General features: G+C 74.3%; 16 protein-coding genes and 1 riboswitch. Of the genes, 3 read left to right on the forward strand and 13 right to left on the reverse strand.

Annotation, left to right across the window (positions count from 1 at the left end):
• Window positions 1-39 precede the first annotated feature (39 nt).
• The 5 genes from ABZ261_RS16035 to ABZ261_RS16055 all read right to left on the reverse strand — a co-directional run bounded on the left by ABZ261_RS16035 (window position 40) and on the right by ABZ261_RS16055 (window position 5170).
• On the reverse strand, window positions 40-624 hold the full coding sequence (locus ABZ261_RS16035; RefSeq protein ID WP_356859490.1) for a 2'-5' RNA ligase family protein: 585 nt from the start codon (window positions 622-624) through the stop codon (window positions 40-42).
• 149 nt (window positions 625-773) lie between these two features.
• Window positions 774-1787, reverse strand: a complete 1014-nt coding sequence (trpS, locus tag ABZ261_RS16040; protein WP_356859492.1) for a tryptophan--tRNA ligase — start codon at window positions 1785-1787, stop codon at window positions 774-776.
• Between the two features lie 100 nt (window positions 1788-1887).
• The gene (locus tag ABZ261_RS16045) at window positions 1888-3342 is read right to left on the reverse strand and encodes a glycine hydroxymethyltransferase (protein WP_356859493.1); all 1455 of its coding nucleotides are present in this window, start codon (window positions 3340-3342) and stop codon (window positions 1888-1890) included.
• Window positions 3343-3374: 32 nt separating this feature from the next.
• A riboswitch (ZMP/ZTP riboswitch) is annotated at window positions 3375-3463 on the reverse strand.
• 116 nt (window positions 3464-3579) lie between these two features.
• Window positions 3580-4764 (reverse strand): glutathionylspermidine synthase family protein, encoded by a 1185-nt coding sequence (locus tag ABZ261_RS16050; RefSeq protein ID WP_356859494.1) that lies wholly within the window; start codon window positions 4762-4764, stop codon window positions 3580-3582.
• Between the two features lie 13 nt (window positions 4765-4777).
• Window positions 4778-5170, reverse strand: coding sequence for a hypothetical protein (locus tag ABZ261_RS16055; protein ID WP_356859496.1), 393 nt, complete (start codon window positions 5168-5170; stop codon window positions 4778-4780).
• 118 nt (window positions 5171-5288) lie between these two features.
• Here ABZ261_RS16055 and ABZ261_RS16060 point away from each other — a divergent pair, with 118 nt between their 5' ends.
• Window positions 5289-6149, forward strand: coding sequence for a hypothetical protein (locus ABZ261_RS16060; RefSeq protein WP_356859534.1), 861 nt, complete (start codon window positions 5289-5291; stop codon window positions 6147-6149).
• A gap of 143 nt (window positions 6150-6292) precedes the next feature.
• Here the strand turns inward: ABZ261_RS16060 and ABZ261_RS16065 are convergent, their stop codons facing one another.
• Window positions 6293-7687 carry a PLP-dependent aminotransferase family protein gene (locus ABZ261_RS16065; protein ID WP_356859498.1) on the reverse strand — a complete coding sequence of 465 codons (1395 nt, stop codon included), beginning with the start codon at window positions 7685-7687 and terminating at the stop codon, window positions 6293-6295.
• Window positions 7688-7733: 46 nt separating this feature from the next.
• On the opposite strand from ABZ261_RS16065, the gene ABZ261_RS16070 reads away from it, so the two are divergent.
• Window positions 7734-8273: a carboxymuconolactone decarboxylase family protein gene (locus tag ABZ261_RS16070; RefSeq protein WP_356859500.1), complete on the forward strand. Its 540-nt coding sequence runs from the start codon at window positions 7734-7736 to the stop codon at window positions 8271-8273.
• Window positions 8274-8532: 259 nt separating this feature from the next.
• On the opposite strand, the gene ABZ261_RS16075 is transcribed toward ABZ261_RS16070, so the two are convergent.
• The 6 genes from ABZ261_RS16075 to ABZ261_RS16100 form a co-directional block, all read right to left on the reverse strand.
• On the reverse strand, window positions 8533-9486 hold the full coding sequence (locus tag ABZ261_RS16075; RefSeq protein ID WP_356859501.1) for an ABC transporter substrate-binding protein: 954 nt from the start codon (window positions 9484-9486) through the stop codon (window positions 8533-8535).
• A gap of 1 nt (window position 9487) precedes the next feature.
• Window positions 9488-11425, reverse strand: a complete 1938-nt coding sequence (locus ABZ261_RS16080) for an ABC transporter permease subunit (protein ID WP_356859503.1) — start codon at window positions 11423-11425, stop codon at window positions 9488-9490.
• Window positions 11425-12540 (reverse strand): glycine betaine/L-proline ABC transporter ATP-binding protein, encoded by a 1116-nt coding sequence (locus ABZ261_RS16085; protein ID WP_356859505.1) that lies wholly within the window; start codon window positions 12538-12540, stop codon window positions 11425-11427. Before ABZ261_RS16085 ends, ABZ261_RS16080 begins: the two co-directional genes overlap by 1 nt.
• Window positions 12537-14075: a GMC oxidoreductase gene (locus ABZ261_RS16090; protein WP_356859507.1), complete on the reverse strand. Its 1539-nt coding sequence runs from the start codon at window positions 14073-14075 to the stop codon at window positions 12537-12539. Before ABZ261_RS16090 ends, ABZ261_RS16085 begins: the two co-directional genes overlap by 4 nt.
• A gap of 37 nt (window positions 14076-14112) precedes the next feature.
• Window positions 14113-15633: an aldehyde dehydrogenase family protein gene (locus ABZ261_RS16095; RefSeq protein ID WP_356859509.1), complete on the reverse strand. Its 1521-nt coding sequence runs from the start codon at window positions 15631-15633 to the stop codon at window positions 14113-14115.
• Between the two features lie 809 nt (window positions 15634-16442).
• A complete protein-coding gene (locus tag ABZ261_RS16100) occupies window positions 16443-17420 on the reverse strand; it encodes a LysR family transcriptional regulator (protein WP_356859511.1) in 978 nt (325 codons plus the stop codon).
• A 103-nt stretch (window positions 17421-17523) separates the two neighbouring features.
• Between ABZ261_RS16100 and ABZ261_RS16105 the strand changes: the two genes are divergently transcribed.
• A complete protein-coding gene (locus tag ABZ261_RS16105; protein WP_356859513.1) occupies window positions 17524-18963 on the forward strand; it encodes an MFS transporter in 1440 nt (479 codons plus the stop codon).
• 213 nt (window positions 18964-19176) lie between these two features.
• Here the strand turns inward: ABZ261_RS16105 and ABZ261_RS16110 are convergent, their stop codons facing one another.
• On the reverse strand, window positions 19177-20166 hold the full coding sequence (locus ABZ261_RS16110; protein ID WP_356859515.1) for a malate dehydrogenase: 990 nt from the start codon (window positions 20164-20166) through the stop codon (window positions 19177-19179).
• Between the last annotated feature and the right edge of the window lie 194 nt (window positions 20167-20360).

The raw sequence follows: 20360 nt of genomic DNA on the forward strand, positions 1-20360 counted from the left end.
GCCCCGCGGGCGCTGGGCCGCCGGCCGGGGTTCCGCGGCCTACCGGCTCGCGATGGTGCCGCGGCCGAGGTCCGCGTGGCCGGCCTGCGGCGGTACGACGGGCCCTCCGAAGGCGTACTCGCGCAGCTTGCGCCACACGCCGTCGGCGCCCTGCTCGTACAGCGCGAAGCCGGTGCACGACCACTCGGCCTCAAAGCCCGCGAGCTCCTCGAAGGCGCGGTCCATGGCCGCGTCGTCGATGCCGTGCGCGACGGTGACGTGCGGGTGGTACGGGAACTGCAGCTCACGCGGCACCGGCCCCGAGGGCTCCCGGATCCCCTGCTGGAGCCGGGTGCACGCCTCGGCGCCCTGGACGACGCGGACGTAGACCACCGGGGACAGCGGCCGGAAGGTGCCGGTGCCGGACAGCCGCATGGGGAACGGCCGGCCGGCCGCGGCCACCCGGGTGAGGTGCGCGTCGACGGCCGGCAGGCCGGTCTCGTCCACCTCGGTCGGCGGCAGCAGCGTGACGTGCGTGGGGATGCCGTGGGCCGCGACGTCGCCGAAGCCCGTGCGCCGCTCCTGGAGCAGGCTGCCGTGAGGCTCCGGGACCGCGATCGACACGCCGATCGTTACGGTCCCCACGTCGTCTCCTGTCGTCGCGTCTGTCGTCTGCTCGGCCGTTCGCCCCGGCCGTCGGCTATCGACTGTACGGCCACCGGTGTCCTGTCGGCAGGCGCAACGGAAGTGATGTGCAGCGCTTCGCCCGTCGCGGCCGTCTGCGGTCGTACGCCTCAGTGCTTGGCCGGGAGGAAGCCCACGCGGTCGTACGCCTGCGCGAGCGTCTCGGCGGCGACGGCGCGCGCCTTCTCGGCGCCCTTGGCCAGGACCGAGTCGAGGGTCTCGGGGTCGTCCAGGTACTGCCGGGTGCGCTCCCGGAACGGCGTCACGAACTCGACCATGATCTCGGCGAGGTCCGTCTTGAGCGCGCCGTACATCTTGCCCTCGTACGCCCGCTCCAGGTCGGCGACGGAGGTGCCGGTGAGCGTGGAGTAGATGGTGAGCAGGTTCGACACGCCCGGCTTGTTCTCGCGGTCGAAGCGGATCACCGTGTCGGTGTCGGTGACCGCGCTCTTGACCTTCTTCGCCGTCGACTTCGGCTCGTCGAGGAGGTTGACGAGGCCCTTCGGCGTGGACGCCGACTTGCTCATCTTGACCGTCGGGTCCTGGAGGTCGTAGATCTTCGCCGTCTCCTTGAGGATGTACGGCTTCGGGATCGTGAACGTGTCGCCGAAGCGGCTGTTGAACCGCTCCGCCAGGTCGCGGGTCAGCTCGATGTGCTGGCGCTGGTCCTCGCCGACCGGCACCTCGTGGGCCTGGTACAGCAGGATGTCGGCGACCTGCAGGATCGGGTAGGTGAACAGGCCGACGGAGGCGCGGTCGGCGCCCTGCTTGGCGGACTTGTCCTTGAACTGGGTCATGCGGCCGGCCTCGCCGAAGCCGGTGAGGCAGTTCATGACCCAGGCCAGCTGGGCGTGCTCGGGGACGTGGCTCTGCACGAAGAGGGTGCAGCGGTCCGGGTCCAGGCCGGCGGCCAGCAGCTGGGCCGCGGCCAGGCGGGTGTTGGCGCGCAGATCCGCCGGGTCCTGCGGGACCGTGATCGCGTGCAGATCGACGACCATGTAGAACGCGTCGTGGGACTCCTGCAGGGCCACCCACTGGCGGACGGCGCCGAGGTAGTTGCCCAGGTGGAACGAGCCTGCGGTGGGCTGGATGCCGGAGAGCACACGAGGTCGGTCTGAAGCCATGTTTTTCATTGTCGCAGAGAGCCGGGGCGGGTTCGGCGCGCGGGGAACCGCGGACCGTGGTGAGCCGGCCGCGCGGTTCCCGGCGCCCCTGCGGGGCGCTTCAGCCCAGGTCGACCTCCGGGTAGAGGGGGAAGCCCGCGACCAGGTCCGTGGCCCGCTGCGCGATCTCCCGCGCGACCTTCTCGTCCAGCACGTGCGCCGCCTTCGACGGGGCGCCCGACTTGGTGACACCCGGCTCCGTCGCCGTCAGGACGCGGTCGATGAGGCCGGCCACCTCGTCCATCTCCGCCGTGCCGAGGCCGCGCGTGGTGAGCGCGGGGGTGCCCACGCGGATGCCGGAGGTGTACCAGGCGCCGTTCGGGTCGGCCGGGACGGCGTTGCGGTTGGTGACGATGCCCGAGTCCAGCAGGGCGGCCTCGGCCTGGCGGCCGGTGAGGCCGTAGGAGGCGGCGACGTCGATCAGGTTGAGGTGGTTGTCGGTGCCGCCGGTGACGAGGGTGGCGCCGCGGCGCATCAGGCCCTCGGCGAGGGCGCGGGAGTTGTCGACGATGCGCCGGGCGTAGTCCTGAAAGGCGGGCTGCCGGGCCTCGGCCAGGGCGACGGCCTTGGCGGCCATGACGTGCGGGAGCGGGCCGCCGAGGACCATCGGGCAGCCGCGGTCCACCTGGTCCTTGAGGGAGTCGTCGCACAGCACCATGCCGCCGCGCGGGCCGCGCAGGGACTTGTGGGTGGTGGTGGTGACGATCTGGGCGTGCGGGACCGGGTCGAAGTCGCCGGTGAGGACCTTGCCGGCCACCAGGCCCGCGAAGTGGGCCATGTCGACCATGAGGGTCGCGCCGACCTCGTCGGCGATCTCCCGCATGATCCGGAAGTTCACCAGGCGGGGGTACGCGGAGTAGCCGGCGACGATGATCAGCGGCTTGAACTCGCGGGCCTGGGCGCGCAGGGCGTCGTAGTCGATGAGGCCGGTCGCCGGGTCGGTGCCGTAGGAGCGCTGGTCGAACATCTTGCCGGAGATGTTCGGGCGGAAGCCGTGGGTGAGGTGGCCGCCGGCGTCCAGGGACATGCCGAGCATGCGCTGGTTGCCGAAGGCCTGGCGCAGTTCCGCCCAGTCGGCGTCGGTGAGGTCGTTGATCTGGCGGACGCCGGTCTTCTCCAGGAAGGGCGCCTCGACGCGGTCGGCGAGCACCGCCCAGAAGGCGACGAGGTTGGCATCGATGCCGGAGTGCGGCTGGACGTAGGCGTGGCGGGCGCCGAAGAGCTCGCGGGCGTGCTCGGCGGCGAGGGACTCGACCGTGTCGACGTTGCGGCAGCCGGCGTAGAAGCGGCGGCCGACGGTGCCCTCGGCGTACTTGTCGCTGAACCAGTTGCCCATCGCCAGCAGGGTGGCCGGGGACGCGTAGTTCTCCGAGGCGATCAGTTTGAGCATCTCGCGCTGGTCGGCGACCTCCTGGCCGATGGCGTCGGCGACGCGCGGCTCGACGGCGCGGATGACGTCGAGGGCGGCGCGGAAGGCCGTGGACTCGGTGGAGAGGGGGGCGGAATTCTCGGGCATCGGGACCTCCGGACGGCGTGCGTACAGCGTTCACGTTCGGCCCAGGCGCACGGCACTCTTTCCGCTCGGGCCGCTCCCCGATGGTCCGTCCCATCCCAGCGCGCCAGTCACGGCCCGCTCGTCAGCCTACCGGGAGCGCCGCAGGGCGCAGGTCCCGCGTCCACCATCCGGGCGGCGCCCGCCGGCCGCAGGAAGCCTGCGGCCGGCGGGCCGGGGCGGTCCCGGCGCCGGGGACGGCTAGAGGATCACGTGCGGCAGGAAGCGGGCGTACTCGTCGGTGATCAGGCCCGCGGACTCGCGGATGCCGAGGCCGGCGGACTCGTCGCCGACGACCCAGGCGCCGAGGACCACGTGGTTGCCGTCGAAGGCGGGGAGCGGGGCCAGCCGCTGGTAGCAGCAGGGCTCGTCGCGCACGCCGGCCGGCGCTCCGGGCCGGTGCACGGTGACTCCCTCGCCCTCCCGGCCGAGCAGGGGCTTGGCCACGTAGCCGGACGATCCGGCCAGTTCGCGGGGGCCGTCCAGGTAGGCGGGGAGGAGGTTGGGATGCCCGGGGTACAGCTCCCAGAGGATCGCCAGCAGCGCCTTGTTGCTGAGCAGCATCTTCCAGGCGGGTTCGATCCACAGGGTGCTGCCGGTGCCGCCGCCGTTGTCGAGGGTGTCGAGGACGTGGCCGCCGAAGGCGTCGGTGGTGAGCCACTCCCAGGGGTAGAGCTTGAACACGGCGCGGATGAAGCGGAGCTGGTTGTCGACGAAGCGGCCGGAGAGGGAGTCCCAGCCGATCTCCTCCATGGCGAGCCAGTCGGTGGCGAGGCCGGCCTGTTCGGCGGTCTCCTTCAGGTAGGCGACCGTCATCAGGTCCTCGCCGAGTTCGTCGGCGGCGGAGTGCGCGAAGTGCAGGGGACTGCCGGGCGGGAGGAGGGCGGCCTGCGCCCGCCAGGCGTCGACCAGGCGCTCGTGCAGGGAGTTCCACTGGTCGGCGCCGGGGAAGCGGTCCTCCATCCAGAACCACTGCGCGGAAGCGGCCTCGACCAGCGAGGTGGGGGTGTCGGCGTTGTACTCCAGGAGCTTCGCCGGTCCCGTGCCGTCGTAGCGCAGGTCGAACCGGCCGTAGACGGACGGGAGTTCGGCGCGGCGGTGCCAGGCCTCGGCGACCGCGGCGGCCACCCGCGGATCGGTGATGCCGAGGTCCGCGAACCGGTCCCGCGCCACGATGTGCCCGGCGGCCGCGAGGCACATGCGGTGCAGTTCCTCGACGGTCTCCTCCAGCGCCTCGACCTCGTCCAGGGTGAAGACGTAGCAGGCGCTCTCGTCCCAGTAGGGGCGCAGGGACCCGTCGGGGTGGCGGGTGAGCGGGTAGATCAGGCCCTGGGCCTCGACGGTCTGCTGCCAGCCGGGGCGGGGGGTGAGGGTACGGCGTTCCATGCGCGGGGTCCGGTCAGCCGCCGGAGCTGCCCTTGCCGCCGCCGAAGCCGCCGCGGTGGACGCCTCCGCCGCCGTGGTGGTCGTCGTCGTCGTCCGAGCCGCCGCCCGAGCCGCCGCCCTTGGTGAAGGAGCCGCCGCGGACCCAGCCGTCCTTCTCCTTGCCCTTGTAGTACCAGGCGGCGTCGCCCGGCTTCCCGGCGCTCTTCTTCCTGGTCTTCCCCGGGGGCGCGGCGGTCCTGCAGTTCTTGTCGGAGACGACCTTGTAGCCCTTGGCCATGTCGTAGCTGTCGCGGTCCACGCACCGCTTGTCCGGCTCGGACGAACAGGCCGTCAGGGCGGCTGCCAGCAGGCCCATGCCGCCGAGGACGACCGTGCCGGAGCGCAGTGGCCGGCGTGTGTCCGCCATGGTGGTGCCTCCCCCGTCCGCTGTGGTGTTCGGCAGTCAGCCTAAGGTGCGGAACGCCTGCCCGTGCAGGGGGCCCCGCCATCTTCGCCTCCCCTAGAGTCGGTTCGTGCTCTTTGGAATGGTGTGCGCCCTCGGCGCGGCGGTCTGCTTCGGTACGGCGACGGTGTTGCAGGCGGTGGCCGCGCGGGCGGCGGGGGCGCCTGCGGGAGCGGGCGGGGGCGGGGCGGACGCGGGCGCCGGCGGGGACGCGGCGCTGCTGCTGCGGGCTTTGCGGCAGTGGCGGTACCTGGCCGGGCTGGCGCTGGACGGGCTGGGTTTCCTGCTCCAGGTGGTGGCGCTGCGGTCCGTGCCGATCTACGCGGTGGGCGCGGCGCTGGCGGCGAGCCTCGCGGTGACGGCGGTGGTGGCGGCGCGGCTGCTGCGGGTCCGGCTGAGCGGGCGGGAGTGGGCCGCCGTGGGGGTGGTGTGCGCGGGCCTCGCCCTGCTGGGGCTGGCCTCGGGTGCGGAGGGCGACCGGCACGGGCCCCCCTGGCTGCGGTACGCGATGGTGGCGGCGGCGGTGGGGGTGCTGCTGCTCGGCGGGCTCGGCGGGCGCCTGTCCGGGCGGGGCCGGGCGCTGCTCCTGGGGCTCGGCGCGGGGTGCGGGTTCGGGGTGGTGGAGGTGACGGTGCGGCTGATCGACTCGCTGCGCCCGGCCGCCGCGCTGGCCGACCCGGCGGTGTACGCCCTGGCCGTGGGCGGAGCCGCCGCGTTCGTGCTGCTCACGTCGGCCCTGCAGCGGGGCTCGGTGACGACCGCGACCGCCGGCATGGTGATCGGCGAGACGCTCGGCCCGGCCGCGGTGGGCGTGGTGTGGCTGGGCGACCGGACCAGACCGGGCATGGCCTGGCCGGCGGTCCTGGGTTTCGCGGTGGCGGTGGCGGGGGCGCTGGCGCTGGCGCGGTTCGGGGAGGCGCCGGTGGAGGAGCGGTCCGCCTAGGACGGCGGCCCGGCCGGCGGGCACGGGCGGCGCGCGGGCGCTCCCTGCGTCCCGAGGCCGGGCGCTCCCTGCGTCCCGGGGCCGGGCGCTCCCCTGCGCCTGGGGCCGGGCCCGCCGCGCGCCGCGGTGCGCCCGAGGTCCCGCTACGGCAGCACCCGGCACAGCGCCTCCAGCGCCCGCGCCCACGCGCTGTCCGGCGGGGTGGCGTAGCCGACGACCAGGGCGTCCAGCGGCTCGGTGACCGCCCGCTCGTGCCGGTAGAAGGCGAGCCCGTGCAGCGCCAGCCCCTGCCACACCGCCGCCTGGACCACCGGCCGCTCGGCGCCGGGCGGCAGCCGCAGCACCGCGTGCAGGCCGGCGGCGATCCCGGTGACGTGCACGTCGGGCGCCCGGTCGGCGACGGCCGCGGCGAGGGCGTCGCGGCGGCGCCGGTAGCGCAGGCGCGCGGAGCGGACGTGACGGTCGTACGCTCCCGAGGTCAGGAACTCCGCCAGGGTGAGCTGGTCGAGCACGCCCACGGTGTCGATGTGCCCCTTGGCCGCGACCGCCTCCTCCGCCAGGGCCGGCGGCAGCACCATCCAGCCCAGCCGCAGTCCCGGCGCGAGGGACTTGCTGGCGGTGCCGAGGTGGACGACCCGGTCGGGGTCGAGGCCCTGCAGCGCGCCGACGGGCTGACGGTCGTAGCGGAACTCCCCGTCGTAGTCGTCCTCCAGCACCAGTCCGCCGGTGCGCCGGGCCCAGTCCACGACGGCCGTCCGCCGGTCGGGGTGCAGGGCCGTGCCCATGGGGAACTGGTGGGCGGGGGTGAGCAGGACAGCGCCGGCACGGCCCAGCGGGCCGGTGTCCGTGCCGAGTTCGTCGTACGGCAGTGCCGGGGTCGCCAGGCCCGCCTCCCGCAGCAGCCGCCGGTGCTCGTCCAGTCCGTACGACTCGACCGCCACCGTGCGCACCCCGCGTGCCCGCAGCACCTTCCCGAGCAGGCGCAGCGCGTGCGAGAAGCCGGCGGTGACCAGCACCGCGTCCGGGTGGGCGCGGACGCCGCGGGCCCGCGCCAGGTATCCGGCGAGCGCTTCGCGCAGCTCGGGCCGGCCGCGGGGGTCGCCGTAGCCGAATGCGTGGTGCGGCGCGGTGGCCAGGGCGCGCCGGGCGGCCTTGAGCCACTCGGTGCGCGGGAAGGCGGCGAGGTCCGGCGTGCCGGGGACGAGGCTGACGGCGCTGGGCGCGGTCGTCCGGCGGCGGGGTGCGGCGCCCGCGCCGGACTGCGGGACGACGGCCCGGTCCGCCACCCTGGTGCCGGAGCCCTGCCGGGCGGTGAGCCAGCCCTCCGCCACCAGGTCGGCGTACGCCTCGGCGACGGTGTTGCGGGCGATGCCGAGGTCGGCGGCGAGGGAGCGGGAGGACGGCAGCCGGGTGCCGGGGGCGAGCCGGCCGGAGCGGACCGCGTCCCGCAGCGCGCCGGTCAGGCCGCGGCGCAGACCGCCCGCGCGGGAGGGTTCGAGGTGCAGGTCGACGCCGGGAATGGCCCACGATTCCGCCATGGGAATGGACCATACTCCTGGGCTGCCTCGCTCCTAGGGTCGAGGCATGAGCACTGCACAGGAAACCACCGCCCAGGAAACCACCGCACAGGAAACCGTCGAGTACGCCACCGAACACCCCCCGCGGATGCGCTGGGCCGAGCACGCGCCCGAGGTGTACAAGGCGATGGTCCGGCTGGACGCGGCCGCGCGGCGGGGACTGGACCCGAAGCTGTGCGAGCTGGTGAAGATCCGTGCCTCGCAGCTCAACCACTGCGCGTTCTGCCTGGACATGCACACCAAGGACGCCCTCGCCGCCGGTGAGAGCGTGGAGCGGATCGTGCAGCTCGGCGCGTGGGAGGAGTCCCGGCACTTCTACACGGAGAAGGAGCTGGCGGCGATCGAGCTGACCGAGGCGATCACCCTGCTGCCCGAGCCCGGCAGGGGCTTCGTGCCGGACGAGGTCTGGGACCGGGCGGCCCAGCACTTCGAGGAGGCGGAGCTTGCCCAGCTCATCGCCGCGATCACGGTGATCAACGCCTGGAACCGGTTCGGCGTGGCCACCCGGATGACGCCGGGCCACTACCGGCCCGGGCAGCACGGGTGAGCCGCGCGCTCCCGCGCAGTGGCCCGGCCGGCCCGCGGGGTCACGGGCCGTGAGCGGGGCGGAGGGTGTCCGCGCGCCGCGCCCGGGCCGCGTCCCGGGCGGTCCGCCGGTCCTGCCCGGGCCCCGGGACGCGGCGAGCGCGCGGCTGGGCGCGGACGGCCCCCGGCCCGCCGGACTCGGCGGGCGAGGGGCCGCCCGGGTCGGCTTCGGGCCCGGCCTGCGGCCTCACGGCACCGGCGAGCCGGCGCCGTGAGGCCGTTCAGGGCAGCCACTTCTTCCACACGGCGGGGTGGCTGTCCACCCACCTCTTCGCCGCCTCCCGCGGGTCCAGCTTCTGCTCGGCGATCATCAGCGAGACCTCGTTCTGGTCCTCGGTGGTCCACCGGAACCTCTTCAGGAAGGCCGCGGCCCTGCCGCCGGACCTCGCGAAGCCGGCGTTGAGGTACTTCTGCAGCGGGGTGCGCGGGTAGGCGCAGGCCACCTTCGCCGCGTCCGCGTCGCAGCCCTTCTTGTACGGGGGCAGCTTCACCTCCGTCATGGGGACCCTGCGGAACAGCCACTGCGGCGAGTACCAGTACGACAGGAACGGCTTCTTCTCCTTGGCGAACTGCTTGATCTGCGTGATCTGCGCCGCCTCGGAACCGGCGAAGACGACCTTGAAGTCCAGCTTCAGGTTCTTCACCAGCGCCTTGTCATGGGTCACGTAGGCGGGGGAGCCGTCCATCAGCTGGCCCTTGCCGCCGCTCTCCGGGGTGCGGAAGAGCGCGGCGTACTTGTTCAGGTTCCGCCAGTCGGTGATGTCCGGGTGCTGCTTCACCAGGTACGTCGGCACGAACCAGCCGATGTGGCCGGTGACCCCGAGGTCGCCGCCGCGGGTGATCGTCCCCTTGTCCCGGACGTACCGCTCCTCCTGCTCCGGGTGCCCCCAGTCCTCCAGCAGGGCGTCCACCCGGCCCTGGCTGAGCGCGTCCCAGGCCGGCACCTCGTCGATCTGGACGGTGTCGACGCGGTAGCCGAGCTTGTGCTCCAGCAGGTACTCGGCGACGGCCACGTTGGCCTGGGCGCCCACCCAGGAGGGCACGGACAGGGTGACCGTCCTCGAACCCCGGGCGTTGGCGAACGGCGAGGCCTGTTTCGTCATGTCGGCGGCGCCGCAGCCGGTCGCGGCCAGCAGCACCAGCGAGCCCACCAGGGCGGTCGTACGACGTCGCACGTCAGGCTCCCTTCTCCGGACGCCGCCGGGCCGGCTGGGTCACCCGGTCCAGCATCAGGCCGAGGCAGACGATCGCGGCGCCGGCGACCAGACCGGTGGCCAGGTCGCCCTGCGCGAGGCCGAAGGCGACGTCGTAGCCGAGGGCGCCGCCGCCGACCAGTCCGCCGATGATGACCACGGCGAGGACCAGGACCACGCCCTGGTTGACCGCGAGCAGCAGGGAGCGCCGGGCCAGCGGGAGCTGGACCTGCCACAGCTGCTGGCGGCCGGTCGCGCCGAGGGAGCGCGCGGACTCCAGCGCGGCCTGGTCGACCTGGCGCAGGCCCTGCGCGGTGATGCGGACGACGGCCGGGAGGGCGTAGACGACGGCCGCGGCGACCGCCGGGGCCCGGCCGACGCCGAACAGCGCGACGACCGGGATCAGGTACACGAACTGGGGCATCGTCTGGCACACGTCCAGCACCGGCCGCAGGGCACGCTCGACGCGGTCGCTGCGGGCCGCGGCGATGCCGGTGGCGAAGCCCAGGACGAGGGTCACGGCCACGGCGGCGAGAACCTGCGAGAGCGTGTCCAGCGCCGGGTCCCACACGCCGAGCACACCGATCGCGGTCATGGCGAGGACGGCGGTCAGCGCGGTCCGCCAGGTGCCGATCAGCCAGGCCGGAGCGGCCACCAGCAGCAGCACCGACCACCAGGGCAGCCCCTGCAGGCCCGTGCGGACGGGGTCCAGCACCCAGGTGGTGAAGTGGCCGGCCCAGTCGGCGGTGCCGCCGACGACCGGGACGCCCGAGTAGAGGTGGGCGGTCATCCAGTCGACCGCCCGGTTGACCGGTGCGGCGATGTCCAGCGTCCAGCCGGAGGGCCACTCCTGCGCACCGAGCGCACGGACCGCGAGGGCGGCGGCCGCGGCGACGGCCAGGGCGTACGGCAGGCCGATGACCCGGCTGCGCGCCGTGCCGTCGCCGGCCGCTCCGGTGACCCGGTCCAGGACCACCGCCAGCAGCACGATCGGGATGCCGGCCGCGAGGGCCGCGCCGACGTCGACCGAGGCCAGGGCCTGGTAGACGCGGTCGCCGAGGCCGCCGGCGCCGATGACGGAGGCGATGACGGCCATCGACAGCGCCATCATGATCGTCTGGTTGAGGCCGAGGAGCAGTTCCTTCCGGGCCAGCGGCAGGCGGGCGGTCAGCAGCCGCTGCCGGGCGGTGGCGCCGAGTGACTCCACGGCCTCCAGGACCTCGGGGTCGGCGCCGCGCAGGCCGAGCGCGGTGAGGCGGGCCATCGGCGGGGCGGCGTAGACGACGGTGGCGAGGACGGCCGCGGGGACGCCGATGCCGAAGACCAGGACGACGGGGAGGAGGTACGCGAAGGCCGGGAGCACCTGCATGGTGTCCAGGACCGGGCGCAGGGCGCGGTCGAGCCGGTCGGACAGGCCGGCGGCGAGACCGAGCAGGGCGCCCACGGCGACGGAGGCGAGGACGGCCACGGCCATCAGCGCGAGGGTCTGCATCGTCGGCACCCACATGCCGAGGGCCCCGCAGGCCACAAAGGCCGCCGCGGTGCCCGCGGCGAGGCGCGCGCCGCCCAGGCGCCAGGCCGTGAGCGCGCCGAACACGGTGACTCCGGCCCAGCCGGCGGCGAGCAGGGTCAGGTACACGGCGCGGACGGCCAGGACGACGGCGTTGCTGATGTAGCCGAAGAAGTACAGGAACAGCGGGTGGCTGTCCCGGTGGTCCATGACCCAGTCGCTGGCGGCGGTCAGCGGCGCGGAGAGGTGGACCGTCAGTTCCCGGGGCCAGGTCCCGTCGCCGCCGTGGCGGGTGAGGAACGGCGTCAGCCCGGCGGTGACCAGCGCCAGGAGCAGGAGCTTGGCCGCGGCCCGGTTCCTGAGCAGGCGGGGTGCGCCGGTGCGGAGGGCGGGGACGGTGAGCGTTGCCATCAGACGGCCTCCGGGCTGGTGAGCGGCGCGGGCGGGCTCACCGTCGACGCGGCGTCGACGCCGGCGACGACGCCGAGCAGGTGCTCGTGGTCGACCACGCCCATGCACCGTCCGTCGTCCATGACGCGCGCCGGGGCGCCCGCCCTGGCCACCGCCTCGATCGCCTCCGCGACCGTGGCGTCCGGGCGGACCGCGGGGCCGCTGCCCGCTTCGTCCACGGACGCCGGGCGCATGGCCGTGCGGACCGTCAGCACCTGCTCGCGCGGCACGTCCTGGACGAACGCGCGGACGTAGTCGTCGGCGGGGGCGGAGACGATCTCCTCCGGCGTGCCCAGCTGGACCACGCGGCCGTCGCGCATCAGGGCGATGCGGTCGCCGAGTTTCAGCGCCTCGCTCAGGTCGTGGGTGATGAAGACCATCGTGCGGCCCTCCTCGCGGTGCAGGCGGGCCACCTCGTCCTGCATGTCGCGCCGGATGAGCGGGTCGAGGGCGCTGAACGGCTCGTCGAACAGGAGGACCTCGGGGTCCACGGCGAGCGCGCGGGCCAGGCCCACGCGCTGGCGCTGGCCGCCGGAGAGCTGGCCGGGGCGGCGCTTCTCCATGCCTTCGAGTCCGACCTTGGCGATGAACTCGGCGGCCCGCTCGCGGCGTTCGGACTTGCCGACGCCCTGGATCTCCAGGCCGTAGGCGACGTTGTCGAGGACCGTGCGGTGCGGGAGCAGACCGAAGTGCTGGAAGACCATCGCGGCGCGGTGGCGGCGCAGTTCGCGCAGCCGGGTCCGGTCCATCGCCCGGACGTCCTCGCCGTCGATGGCGATCGTGCCGGCGGTCGGCTCGATGAGCCGGGTCAGACAGCGGACCAGGGTGGACTTGCCGGAACCGGACAGGCCCATCACCACGAACACCTCGCCCCTGCGGACGTCGAAGGAGACGTCGCGCACGGCGGCGGTGCAGCCGGTGCGGGCGCGGAGGTCCGCCGGGCTCAGGCCGGCGAGTTCGGGGTCGGCCGGGACGCGCTCGGGCCGCGGCCCGAAGACCTTCCACAGGCCGTCCACCGAGAAGACGGGCGCCGATGTGGTGGTGGGGGGCTTGCGGGTGGGGACGGTGAGGGTCATCGGGGGTCACCTCCGATCAGGTCGACGGCCTTCTCCCCGACCATGAGGACGCCGATCATCGGGTTCACGGCGGTCATGGTCGGGAAGACGGACGCGTCGGCGATGCGAATGCCGGCCAGGCCGCGGATCCTCAGCTCCGGGTCGACCACGGCGAGTTCGTCGTCGGCGGCGCCCATCCTGCAGGTGCCGGCCGGGTGGTAGACGGTGTGCGCGGCCTTGCGGGCGTACTCGCTGAGCTCCTCGTCGCCCGTCACGTCCGGGCCGGGGCAGACCTCGCGCTTGAGCCAGCCGGCCAGCGGCTCGGTCCTGGCGATCTCCCGGGCGATGCGGATGCCGTCGACGAGGGTGCGGGCGTCGTAGTCGTCCTCGTCGGTGAAGTACCGGAAGTCCAGCGCGGGCTTCACGGACGGATCGGCGCTGGTCAGGTAGAGCCGGCCGCGGCTCCTGGGCTTGGGGATGTTAGGGGTCATCGAGACGCCGTGCGGCGGCCGTTCGTAGCCCAGGCGCTCGGGGTTGTCGGTGAACGGGATCTGGTAGAAGTGGAACATCAGGTCCGGGCCGGGGCTCGTGGGGTCGCGCCGGACGAACAGACCCGCGTCGGAGTCCATCGCGGAGTTCTCCGGGATCGGTCCGTGCGTCTCCCAGACGATCACCGACTCGGGGTGGTCGAGCAGGTTCTCGCCGACGCCCGGGAGGTCGTGGACGACGGGGATGCCCAGCGCCTCCAGGTCCCTGGCGGGGCCGATGCCCGAGTGCAGCAGCAGCCGGGGGGTGTCGATGGCGCCCGCGCACAGGACGACCTCGCGCCGGGCCCGGACCAGCAGTTCCCGGCCGTCCTTGGTGCGCACGTGCACGCCCTCGGCGCGGGTGCCGTCCAGCTCCAGCCGGTACGCCCAGGTCTCCAGCATGATGCGGAGGTTGGGGCGCTCGTCCATCACCGGGTGCAGGTAGGCCACGGAGGCGGAGGAGCGCTTGTTGTCCTCGGGGTGGTAGGCGAGGTCGAAGAAGCCGACGCCCTCGGTGAACGGCTTGCGGTTGAAGCCCTCGACCAGGGGTACCCCGAGTGCCGACCGGGCGGCGTCGACGAAGTCCCGGGCGATGGCGTTCCGGTCCTTCTCGTCGACGGTGACGATGTTGTTCTTCAGGCGGGCGAAGTACGCCTCCATGGGGACGGCGCCCCAGCCCTTGGCGCCGGCCTCCTCCCACTCGTCCCAGTCGGAGGGCAGCGGCTTGAACGAGATGAGGGTGTTGTGCGAGGAGCAGCCGCCGAGGACGCGGGCCCGGCTGTGCCGGATGTGGGAGTTGCCGCGGGGCTGCTCCACCGTCGGGTAGTCGTAGTCGAGTTCGCCGCCGAGGAGGCCCATCCAGCGGCGCAGGGTGAGGACGTCGTCGCGGCCCACGTCGCTCGGGCCGCCCTCGATGACGGCGACGGTGACGTCCGGGTTCTCGGTGAGGCGGGAGGCGATGACGGAACCCGCGGTGCCGCCGCCGACGACGACGTAGTCGTAGACGTGCTCGGGGGAGGTGTCGGGCATGGGGGTGCTACTCCAGGGTGTCGGACGAGGTGGGGGCTCAGCCGGCGAACCAGCGCACCGGCTTCGGCGCGAGGTTCTGGTAGACGTGCTTCGTCTCGCGGTACTCGGCGAGTCCGGCCGGGCCCAGCTCGCGGCCGGTGCCGCTCCTGCCGAAGCCGCCCCACTCCGCCTGCGGCAGGTAGGGGTGGAAGTCGTTGATCCAGACGGTGCCGTGGCGCAGCCGGGCGGCGACCCGCCGGGCCCGGCCGGGGTCGGCGGTCCACACGGCGCCGGCGAGGCCGTACTCGGTGTCGTTGGCGAGGAGGACGGCCTCCTCCTCGGTGCGGAACGTCTCGACGGTGAGGACCGGGCCGAAGACCTCCTCGCGGACGACCCGCATGCCGCGGTGGCAGGCGTCGAGGACGGTCGGCTCGTAGAAGTAGCCGGTCTCCGGCCGGACCGCGGACGGTTCGGGCCGCTTGCCGCCGCAGCGCAGCACCGCTCCCTCCTGGAGCGCGGAGGCGACGTACGCCTCGACCTTGGCGCGCTGCTGCTCGGAGACGAGCGGGCCGCACTCGACGCCGTCCTCCGTGCCGCGGCCCAGGCGGATCAGGGCGGCGCGGCGGGCGAGTTCGGCGACGAAGCGTTCGCGGACGGACTCCTCGACGATCAGGCGGGAGCCCGCCGAGCAGACCTGGCCGCTGTGGATGAAGGCCGCGTTGAGGGCCTGGTCGACGGCGGTGTCGAAGCCCTCCTCGGTGGCGCAGGCGTCGGCGAAGACGATGTTGGGGTTCTTGCCGCCGAGTTCCAGGGCGACCTTCTTGACGGTGGGCGCGGCGGCCTGGGCGACCTTGACGCCGCTGGTCAGGCCGCCGGTGAAGGAGACGAGGTCCACGTCGGGGTGCTCGGCGAGCCGCGCGCCGACGGTGTGGCCGGGACCGGTGACGAGGTTGGCGACGCCCGCGGGCAGGCCGGCCTCCGTCAGCAGCTCGATCAGCGCGACGGTGGTCATCGGGGTGATCTCGCTGGGCTTGACGACGAAGGTGTTGCCGGCGGCGAGCGCCGGGGCGATCTTCCAACTGGCCTGCAGCAGCGGGTAGTTCCAGGGGGTGATCAGCGCGCAGACACCGACCGGCTCGTGCACGACCACGCTGTGGACGTCCGGTGAGCCCGCGTCCACCACCCGGCCGGGGGCCTCGGCGGCGACCAGGTCGGCGAAGTAGCGGAAGGCGTCGGCGACGCAGTCGATGTCGATGCGGCCCTCCTCGACGGTCTTGCCCGTGTCCCGGCTCTCCAGCAGGCCGAGTTCCTCGCGGTCGCGCCGCAGGAGGTCGGCGGCACGGCGCAGCAGGGCGGCGCGTTCGGCGGCCGGGGTGCGGGGCCAGGGGCCGTGGTCGAAGGCGCGCCGGGCGGCGGCCACCGCGCGGTCGGCGTCCTTCTCGTCGCCCTCCGCGACCACGGCGAACGGGCGGGCGTCCGCCGGGTCGAGGATCTCGCGGGTCGCGCCGGAGACCGCGGTCAGCCACGCGCCGTCCGCGTGGATGGTCGCCCGGTCCTGTCGTTCCGTTCTGTCCGCCATGATCGGTGTTGCCTTCCGTTCCTGTTCCGTGCCCCTGTGTCGCACGCGGGTCACGCTCGGGGACCGCGGACACCTGCCCCGGCCCACCCGTCGCATGCGCAATCGATGGCCGAAAGTGCGCGGCGTCACTGAAAACATGGCTGAAAAGGGACGTAGGCAGACGTATGGGGGGTGTCGGGAGGCGGCGTCATGGCCGGATATTCGCGGCACTGTGCGGCGGCAAGCTTCACTGCGGCCCTGCCGGCCGCTCCCGCCCCGATCTCCGCTGTCCCCGCCGTCCCCGCCGGCGGCGACGGCCCGGGCGCCGGCGCCCGCGGGGACGAGGCCCGCAGCGATCCGGCCCGGCCCGCTCGCGCGGCCCGGCGGCCGGACCCGTCGGACCTTCCGCTACGCGCCGTCCGGCTTTCGGCCGCACCCGGCCGGGTCTGCCGTCCCGTGAGCCCGTCCACCCGGTCCCCCCCCCCCCGGCGCGACCGGGCTGCGGGCGCGATGCGCGGCGGCCGCACGCTCTCGGGCACCCGCCGCCTGCGCGGTCCCGGCACGCCGTCAGCGGGGCGTTCCCCCGGCCGGGCGCGACGCGAGGGTCCGAGGAGGCCCGGGGAACGTCCTCCGCGCCACCTCGGCCGGCCCCGCCGCCCGGCCGGCCCCACCGCCCCGCCGGCCCCGCCGCCCGGCCGGGCCCGCCCTGCGGGACCGCGGCGCCGCCCGGGCCCCGCGGAGGGCTCGGCCCCAGCCGCGTCGCGAGGGCCGGGCCCGGCCGCGTCACGGGGGCCGCCGGCCCCGACCGGAGGCGGGTCCGGGGTTCCGCGTCAGCGATCCGCCGCGTCGGCACACCCGGCGGCGGGCGTCTCCCGGCCGTCGGAGGGCGCCCGGCCGCCGTCCGGCCCCTGGAGCAGGGCCTCCCGCACGCAGGCGCGCAGCCACGCGTGGGCCGGGTCGGCGTCGTGCCGGGGGTGCCAGGCGTACCCGATCGTCACGGCCGGCAGCGCGAGCGGGATCTCGAAGGTGACCAGGCCCAGCGCGTCGGCCAGGGAGCGGCCCCACCGGCTGATCAGGCCGACCAGGTCGGTCTCGCGCAGCACGAACAGCGAGGCGGGGTAGGTGCCGACGCTGCCCACCACGCGGCGGCGCAGACCGAGCCGGCCGAGCGCGTCGTCCACCGGCCCGTGCAGCCGCCCGCGGCGGGAGACGATGAGGTGCCCGGCCTCGCCGGCGAACCGCTCCGGCGTCAACTCGCCCGTCAGCAGCGGGTGCCCGGCCCGTACGACGCCCAGCATGCGGTCCTCGTGCACGGTCTCCACCCGAACCTCGGGCGCGGTCGTGTCGATCACCCCGACCTCCAGGTCGGCGGTGCCCTGGCGCAGGAACGGGGCGTCCACATGGCTCTCGGACAGGAAGCGCAGGCGGATGCCGGGCGCCTCGCGGGCGGCGCGGGCGAGGAGGGCCGCGCCGTGGGCGGCGGCGATCGCGTCGTGGCCGAGGACGGTGAAGGTGCGGGTGACCGTGCGCAGGTCGGTGTCCCGGCCGGGCGTGAAGAGGGCGCGGGCCCGCTCCACCACCGCGCTGACCTCGGCGCGTACCGCGAGCGCGTGCGGGGTCGGCACCATCCGGCGTCCGGCGCGCACCAGCACGGGATCGCCGAGTGCCTTGCGGATGCGGCCGAGGGTGCGGCTCATGGCCGGTTCGGACAGGTGCAGCCGGCGGGCCGCGCCCTGCACGCTCTCCTCCTCCAGCAGCACGTCCAGCGCGACCAGCAGGTTCAGGTCCAGGCCCGTGGATTGCGTCATGTGCAGGTGTTCCTTGCGAAGGTTGCACTGGAAAGCAGGTCAAGGGCGAGCCTACGGTGGCAGCGCCGTCCCCCACCACCACCTCGAGCTCCCGGGAGGAGCCGTGCCCCCGCACGCCCTGAAACGCCCGACCCTGCTGGCCCTGTGCGCCTGCGTCCTGGTGGCGCAGAGCATGGTCGCCGCCGTCAACCTGCTGATCCCCCAGCTGCGTTCGTCCGCCCTGCACCCCTCGCACACCGAGCTGCTGTGGACGGTGGACGCCTACGTCATCGTCTTCGCGGGCCTGCTGATCCCGGCCGGCGCGCTCGGCGACCGGTACGGCCGCAAGGGCGCCCTGCTCACCGGCCTCGCCCTGTTCGCCGCGGGCGCCACGGCCAGCGCGCTCGCCCCCGCCCCGGCGCTGCTGATCGCCGGCCGCGGCCTGTCCGGGGCGGGGGCCGCGCTGATCACCCCGGCGACGATGTCGATCCTGGTGCACCTGGCCGGGCCCGAGCGCCGCGCCCAGGCGATGGCGTCCTGGACGCTGGCCATCGGCCTGGGCGGCCTGGCCGGCAACGTGGGCGGCGGTCTGGCCGGCCAGTTCCTGTCCTGGCGGGCGCTGTTCGCGGCGATGGCGCCGCTGGCGGCCGTCCTCGCCGCCGCGGTGGCGGTGACCACCCCGCGCACGGCCCGCTCCGCGCGCAGCAGCCCCGATCCGGTGGGCACGCTGCTGCTCACCGCGGGCCTGGTCGCCGTGCTCTTCGGCATCATCGAGGGCCCCGGCCACGGCTGGACCTCGGCGCGCATCCTGGCCGCGTTCGCGGCGGGCGCCCTGCTGGTCGCCGCCTTCACCGCGCACGCCCTGCGCTCCCGCGCCCCGCTGTTCGATCCCCGCGTCTTCCGCTCCCGCGAGCTGCGCGCGACGACGCTGGGCCTGGCCACGGGCTTCTTCGGCCTGTTCGCGCTGTTCTTCGTCAACTCGCAGTACCTGCAGGAGGTCAAGGGCTTCGCCCCGGCGGTGACGGGCGTCGCGATCGTGCCGCTGATCGTCGGCATGAGCCTGGTCCCGAAGTTCGCGGCGCGCTGGTCGGCGCATCCGCGTCCGGTCGTCGGCACCGGGCTCGCGCTGATCGGCCTGGGCCTGCTGGCCGCGTCCACGGCGGACGCCAGCACGCCGTACGCGCTGTACGCCCTCTGGCTGCTGGTCATCTCCACGGGCACCGGCCTGGCCATGCCGGCGCTCACCCTCGGCGTGGTGGTGTCCCTGCCGCCGCACCAGGCGGGGCTGGGTTCGGGGCTCGGCACCTCGGCCCGCGAGATCGGGGCGGCCCTCGGCGTCGCCGTCGCCGGCACGGTCCTCGCGGGCCACGGCGACCTGGCGAGCGGGATGGGGCCGGCCCTGCGCACGGTCGCCGTGGTGGTCCTGCTCGCGACGGCGGCCGTCGTGACCGGCTACCGGAACAACGGCCGCACCTCCCGGACGCCTTCGGGCGCCTCGGAGGCCGGGCGGCCGGGCGTGCCCGCGTCCGCGGGCCCGGACGAGCGGCGGGCGTCCGTGCGGTGACACCCGCGGACACGACGAAGTCCCCTCCCGCGTGCTGCGGAAGGGGACTTCGAAAAGCGGAGCGCCGAGCAGGCCTTGCACCTGCATCTCCCCGCAGGAAGCGGGGCGTCTTTCCTTGGACCATCGACGCATCACCTGGTGCCGGTTCCCCGGCGGCCGGTGCGTGATCAACTATAGCGCACGGCCGCCGGGGTCACACCACGTCAGGCCGGATCAGATGAGGCCGAGGCCGCGGACCGCCTCGCGCTCCTCCTCCAGCTCCTTGACGGAGGCGTCGATGCGGGCGCGGGAGAACTCGTTGACGTCCAGGCCCTGGACGATCTCGTACGAGCCGTCCTTGCAGACGACCGGGAAGGAGGAGATCAGGCCCTCCGGGACGCCGTAGGAGCCGTCCGACGGGACGCCCATGGAGGTCCAGTCGCCCTCGGCGGTGCCGTTGACCCAGGTGTGGATGTGGTCGACGGCGGCGTTGGCGGCCGACGCGGCGGAGGACGCGCCGCGGGCCTCGATGATCGCGGCGCCGCGCTTGGCGACGGTCGGGATGAAGTCCTCGGCCAGCCACTTCTCGTCGTTGACGACCTCGGCGGCGTTCTTGCCGGCGACCGTGGCGTGGAAGATGTCCGGGTACTGGGTCGCGGAGTGGTTGCCCCAGATGGTGAGGCGCTTGATCTCGGAGACCGGGGTGCCCGTCTTCTTCGCGAGCTGGGTCAGCGCGCGGTTGTGGTCCAGGCGGGTCATCGCGGTGAAGCGCTCGGCCGGGACGTCCGGCGCGGCGGCCTGCGCGATGAGCGCGTTGGTGTTGGCCGGGTTGCCGACGACGAGCACCTTGACGTCGTCCGCGGCGTGGTCGTTGATGGCCTTGCCCTGCGGCTTGAAGATGCCGCCGTTGGCCTCCAGGAGGTCACCGCGCTCCATGCCCTTGGTGCGCGGGCGGGCGCCGACCAGCAGGGCCACGTTGGCGCCGTCGAAGGCGACGTTCGGGTCGTCGGTGATGTCGATGCCCTGGAGCAGCGGGAACGCGCAGTCGTCCAGCTCCATGGCCGTGCCCTCGGCGGCCTTCAGCGCGGGGGTGATCTCCAGGAGGCGCAGCTTGACCGGCACGTCCGCGCCGAGCAGCTGGCCGGAGGCGATGCGGAAGAGCAGGGCGTAACCGATCTGGCCGGCCGCGCCGGTGACGGTGACGTTCACGGGAGTGCGGGTCATGGCGTTCTCCGTATGACAGCTGGCGGTGGGGCGTCCCTGCCCCGGGCGGATGATCGATCTCTTGGCGTCAAGAGAGATCCAGCGGTCAGGCTATCGCGCATCCGGCATGTGGGACGTACGGGCCGGTGTGGCTCACCCCACAAGCGGAAGGGGGCGGCGGGACGGCCCCGCGGGGGGCGCGAAGCGGCGGCCGT

It is taken from the genome of Streptomyces sp. NPDC006193 (assembly GCF_040613915.1).
Taxonomy (GTDB): Bacteria; Actinomycetota; Actinomycetes; order Streptomycetales; family Streptomycetaceae; genus Streptomyces.

Excerpts from the sequence above, each read along its gene's own strand:
- trpS (WP_356859492.1), bottom strand. The coding sequence starts at position 1,787 with ATGGCTTCAGACCGACCTCGTGTGCTCTCCGGCATCCAGCCCACCGCA.
- ABZ261_RS16045 (WP_356859493.1), bottom strand. The coding sequence starts at position 3,342 with ATGCCCGAGAATTCCGCCCCCCTCTCCACCGAGTCCACGGCCTTCCGC.
- ABZ261_RS16050 (WP_356859494.1), bottom strand. The coding sequence starts at position 4,764 with ATGGAACGCCGTACCCTCACCCCCCGCCCCGGCTGGCAGCAGACCGTC.
- ABZ261_RS16055 (WP_356859496.1), bottom strand. The coding sequence starts at position 5,170 with ATGGCGGACACACGCCGGCCACTGCGCTCCGGCACGGTCGTCCTCGGC.
- ABZ261_RS16060 (WP_356859534.1), top strand. The coding sequence starts at position 5,289 with ATGGTGTGCGCCCTCGGCGCGGCGGTCTGCTTCGGTACGGCGACGGTG.
- ABZ261_RS16065 (WP_356859498.1), bottom strand. The coding sequence starts at position 7,687 with ATGGCGGAATCGTGGGCCATTCCCGGCGTCGACCTGCACCTCGAACCC.
- ABZ261_RS16070 (WP_356859500.1), top strand. The coding sequence starts at position 7,734 with ATGAGCACTGCACAGGAAACCACCGCCCAGGAAACCACCGCACAGGAA.
- ABZ261_RS16080 (WP_356859503.1), bottom strand. The coding sequence starts at position 11,425 with ATGGCAACGCTCACCGTCCCCGCCCTCCGCACCGGCGCACCCCGCCTG.
- ABZ261_RS16085 (WP_356859505.1), bottom strand. The coding sequence starts at position 12,540 with ATGACCCTCACCGTCCCCACCCGCAAGCCCCCCACCACCACATCGGCG.
- ABZ261_RS16090 (WP_356859507.1), bottom strand. The coding sequence starts at position 14,075 with ATGCCCGACACCTCCCCCGAGCACGTCTACGACTACGTCGTCGTCGGC.
- ABZ261_RS16095 (WP_356859509.1), bottom strand. The coding sequence starts at position 15,633 with ATGGCGGACAGAACGGAACGACAGGACCGGGCGACCATCCACGCGGAC.
- ABZ261_RS16100 (WP_356859511.1), bottom strand. The coding sequence starts at position 17,420 with ATGACGCAATCCACGGGCCTGGACCTGAACCTGCTGGTCGCGCTGGAC.
- ABZ261_RS16110 (WP_356859515.1), bottom strand. The coding sequence starts at position 20,166 with ATGACCCGCACTCCCGTGAACGTCACCGTCACCGGCGCGGCCGGCCAG.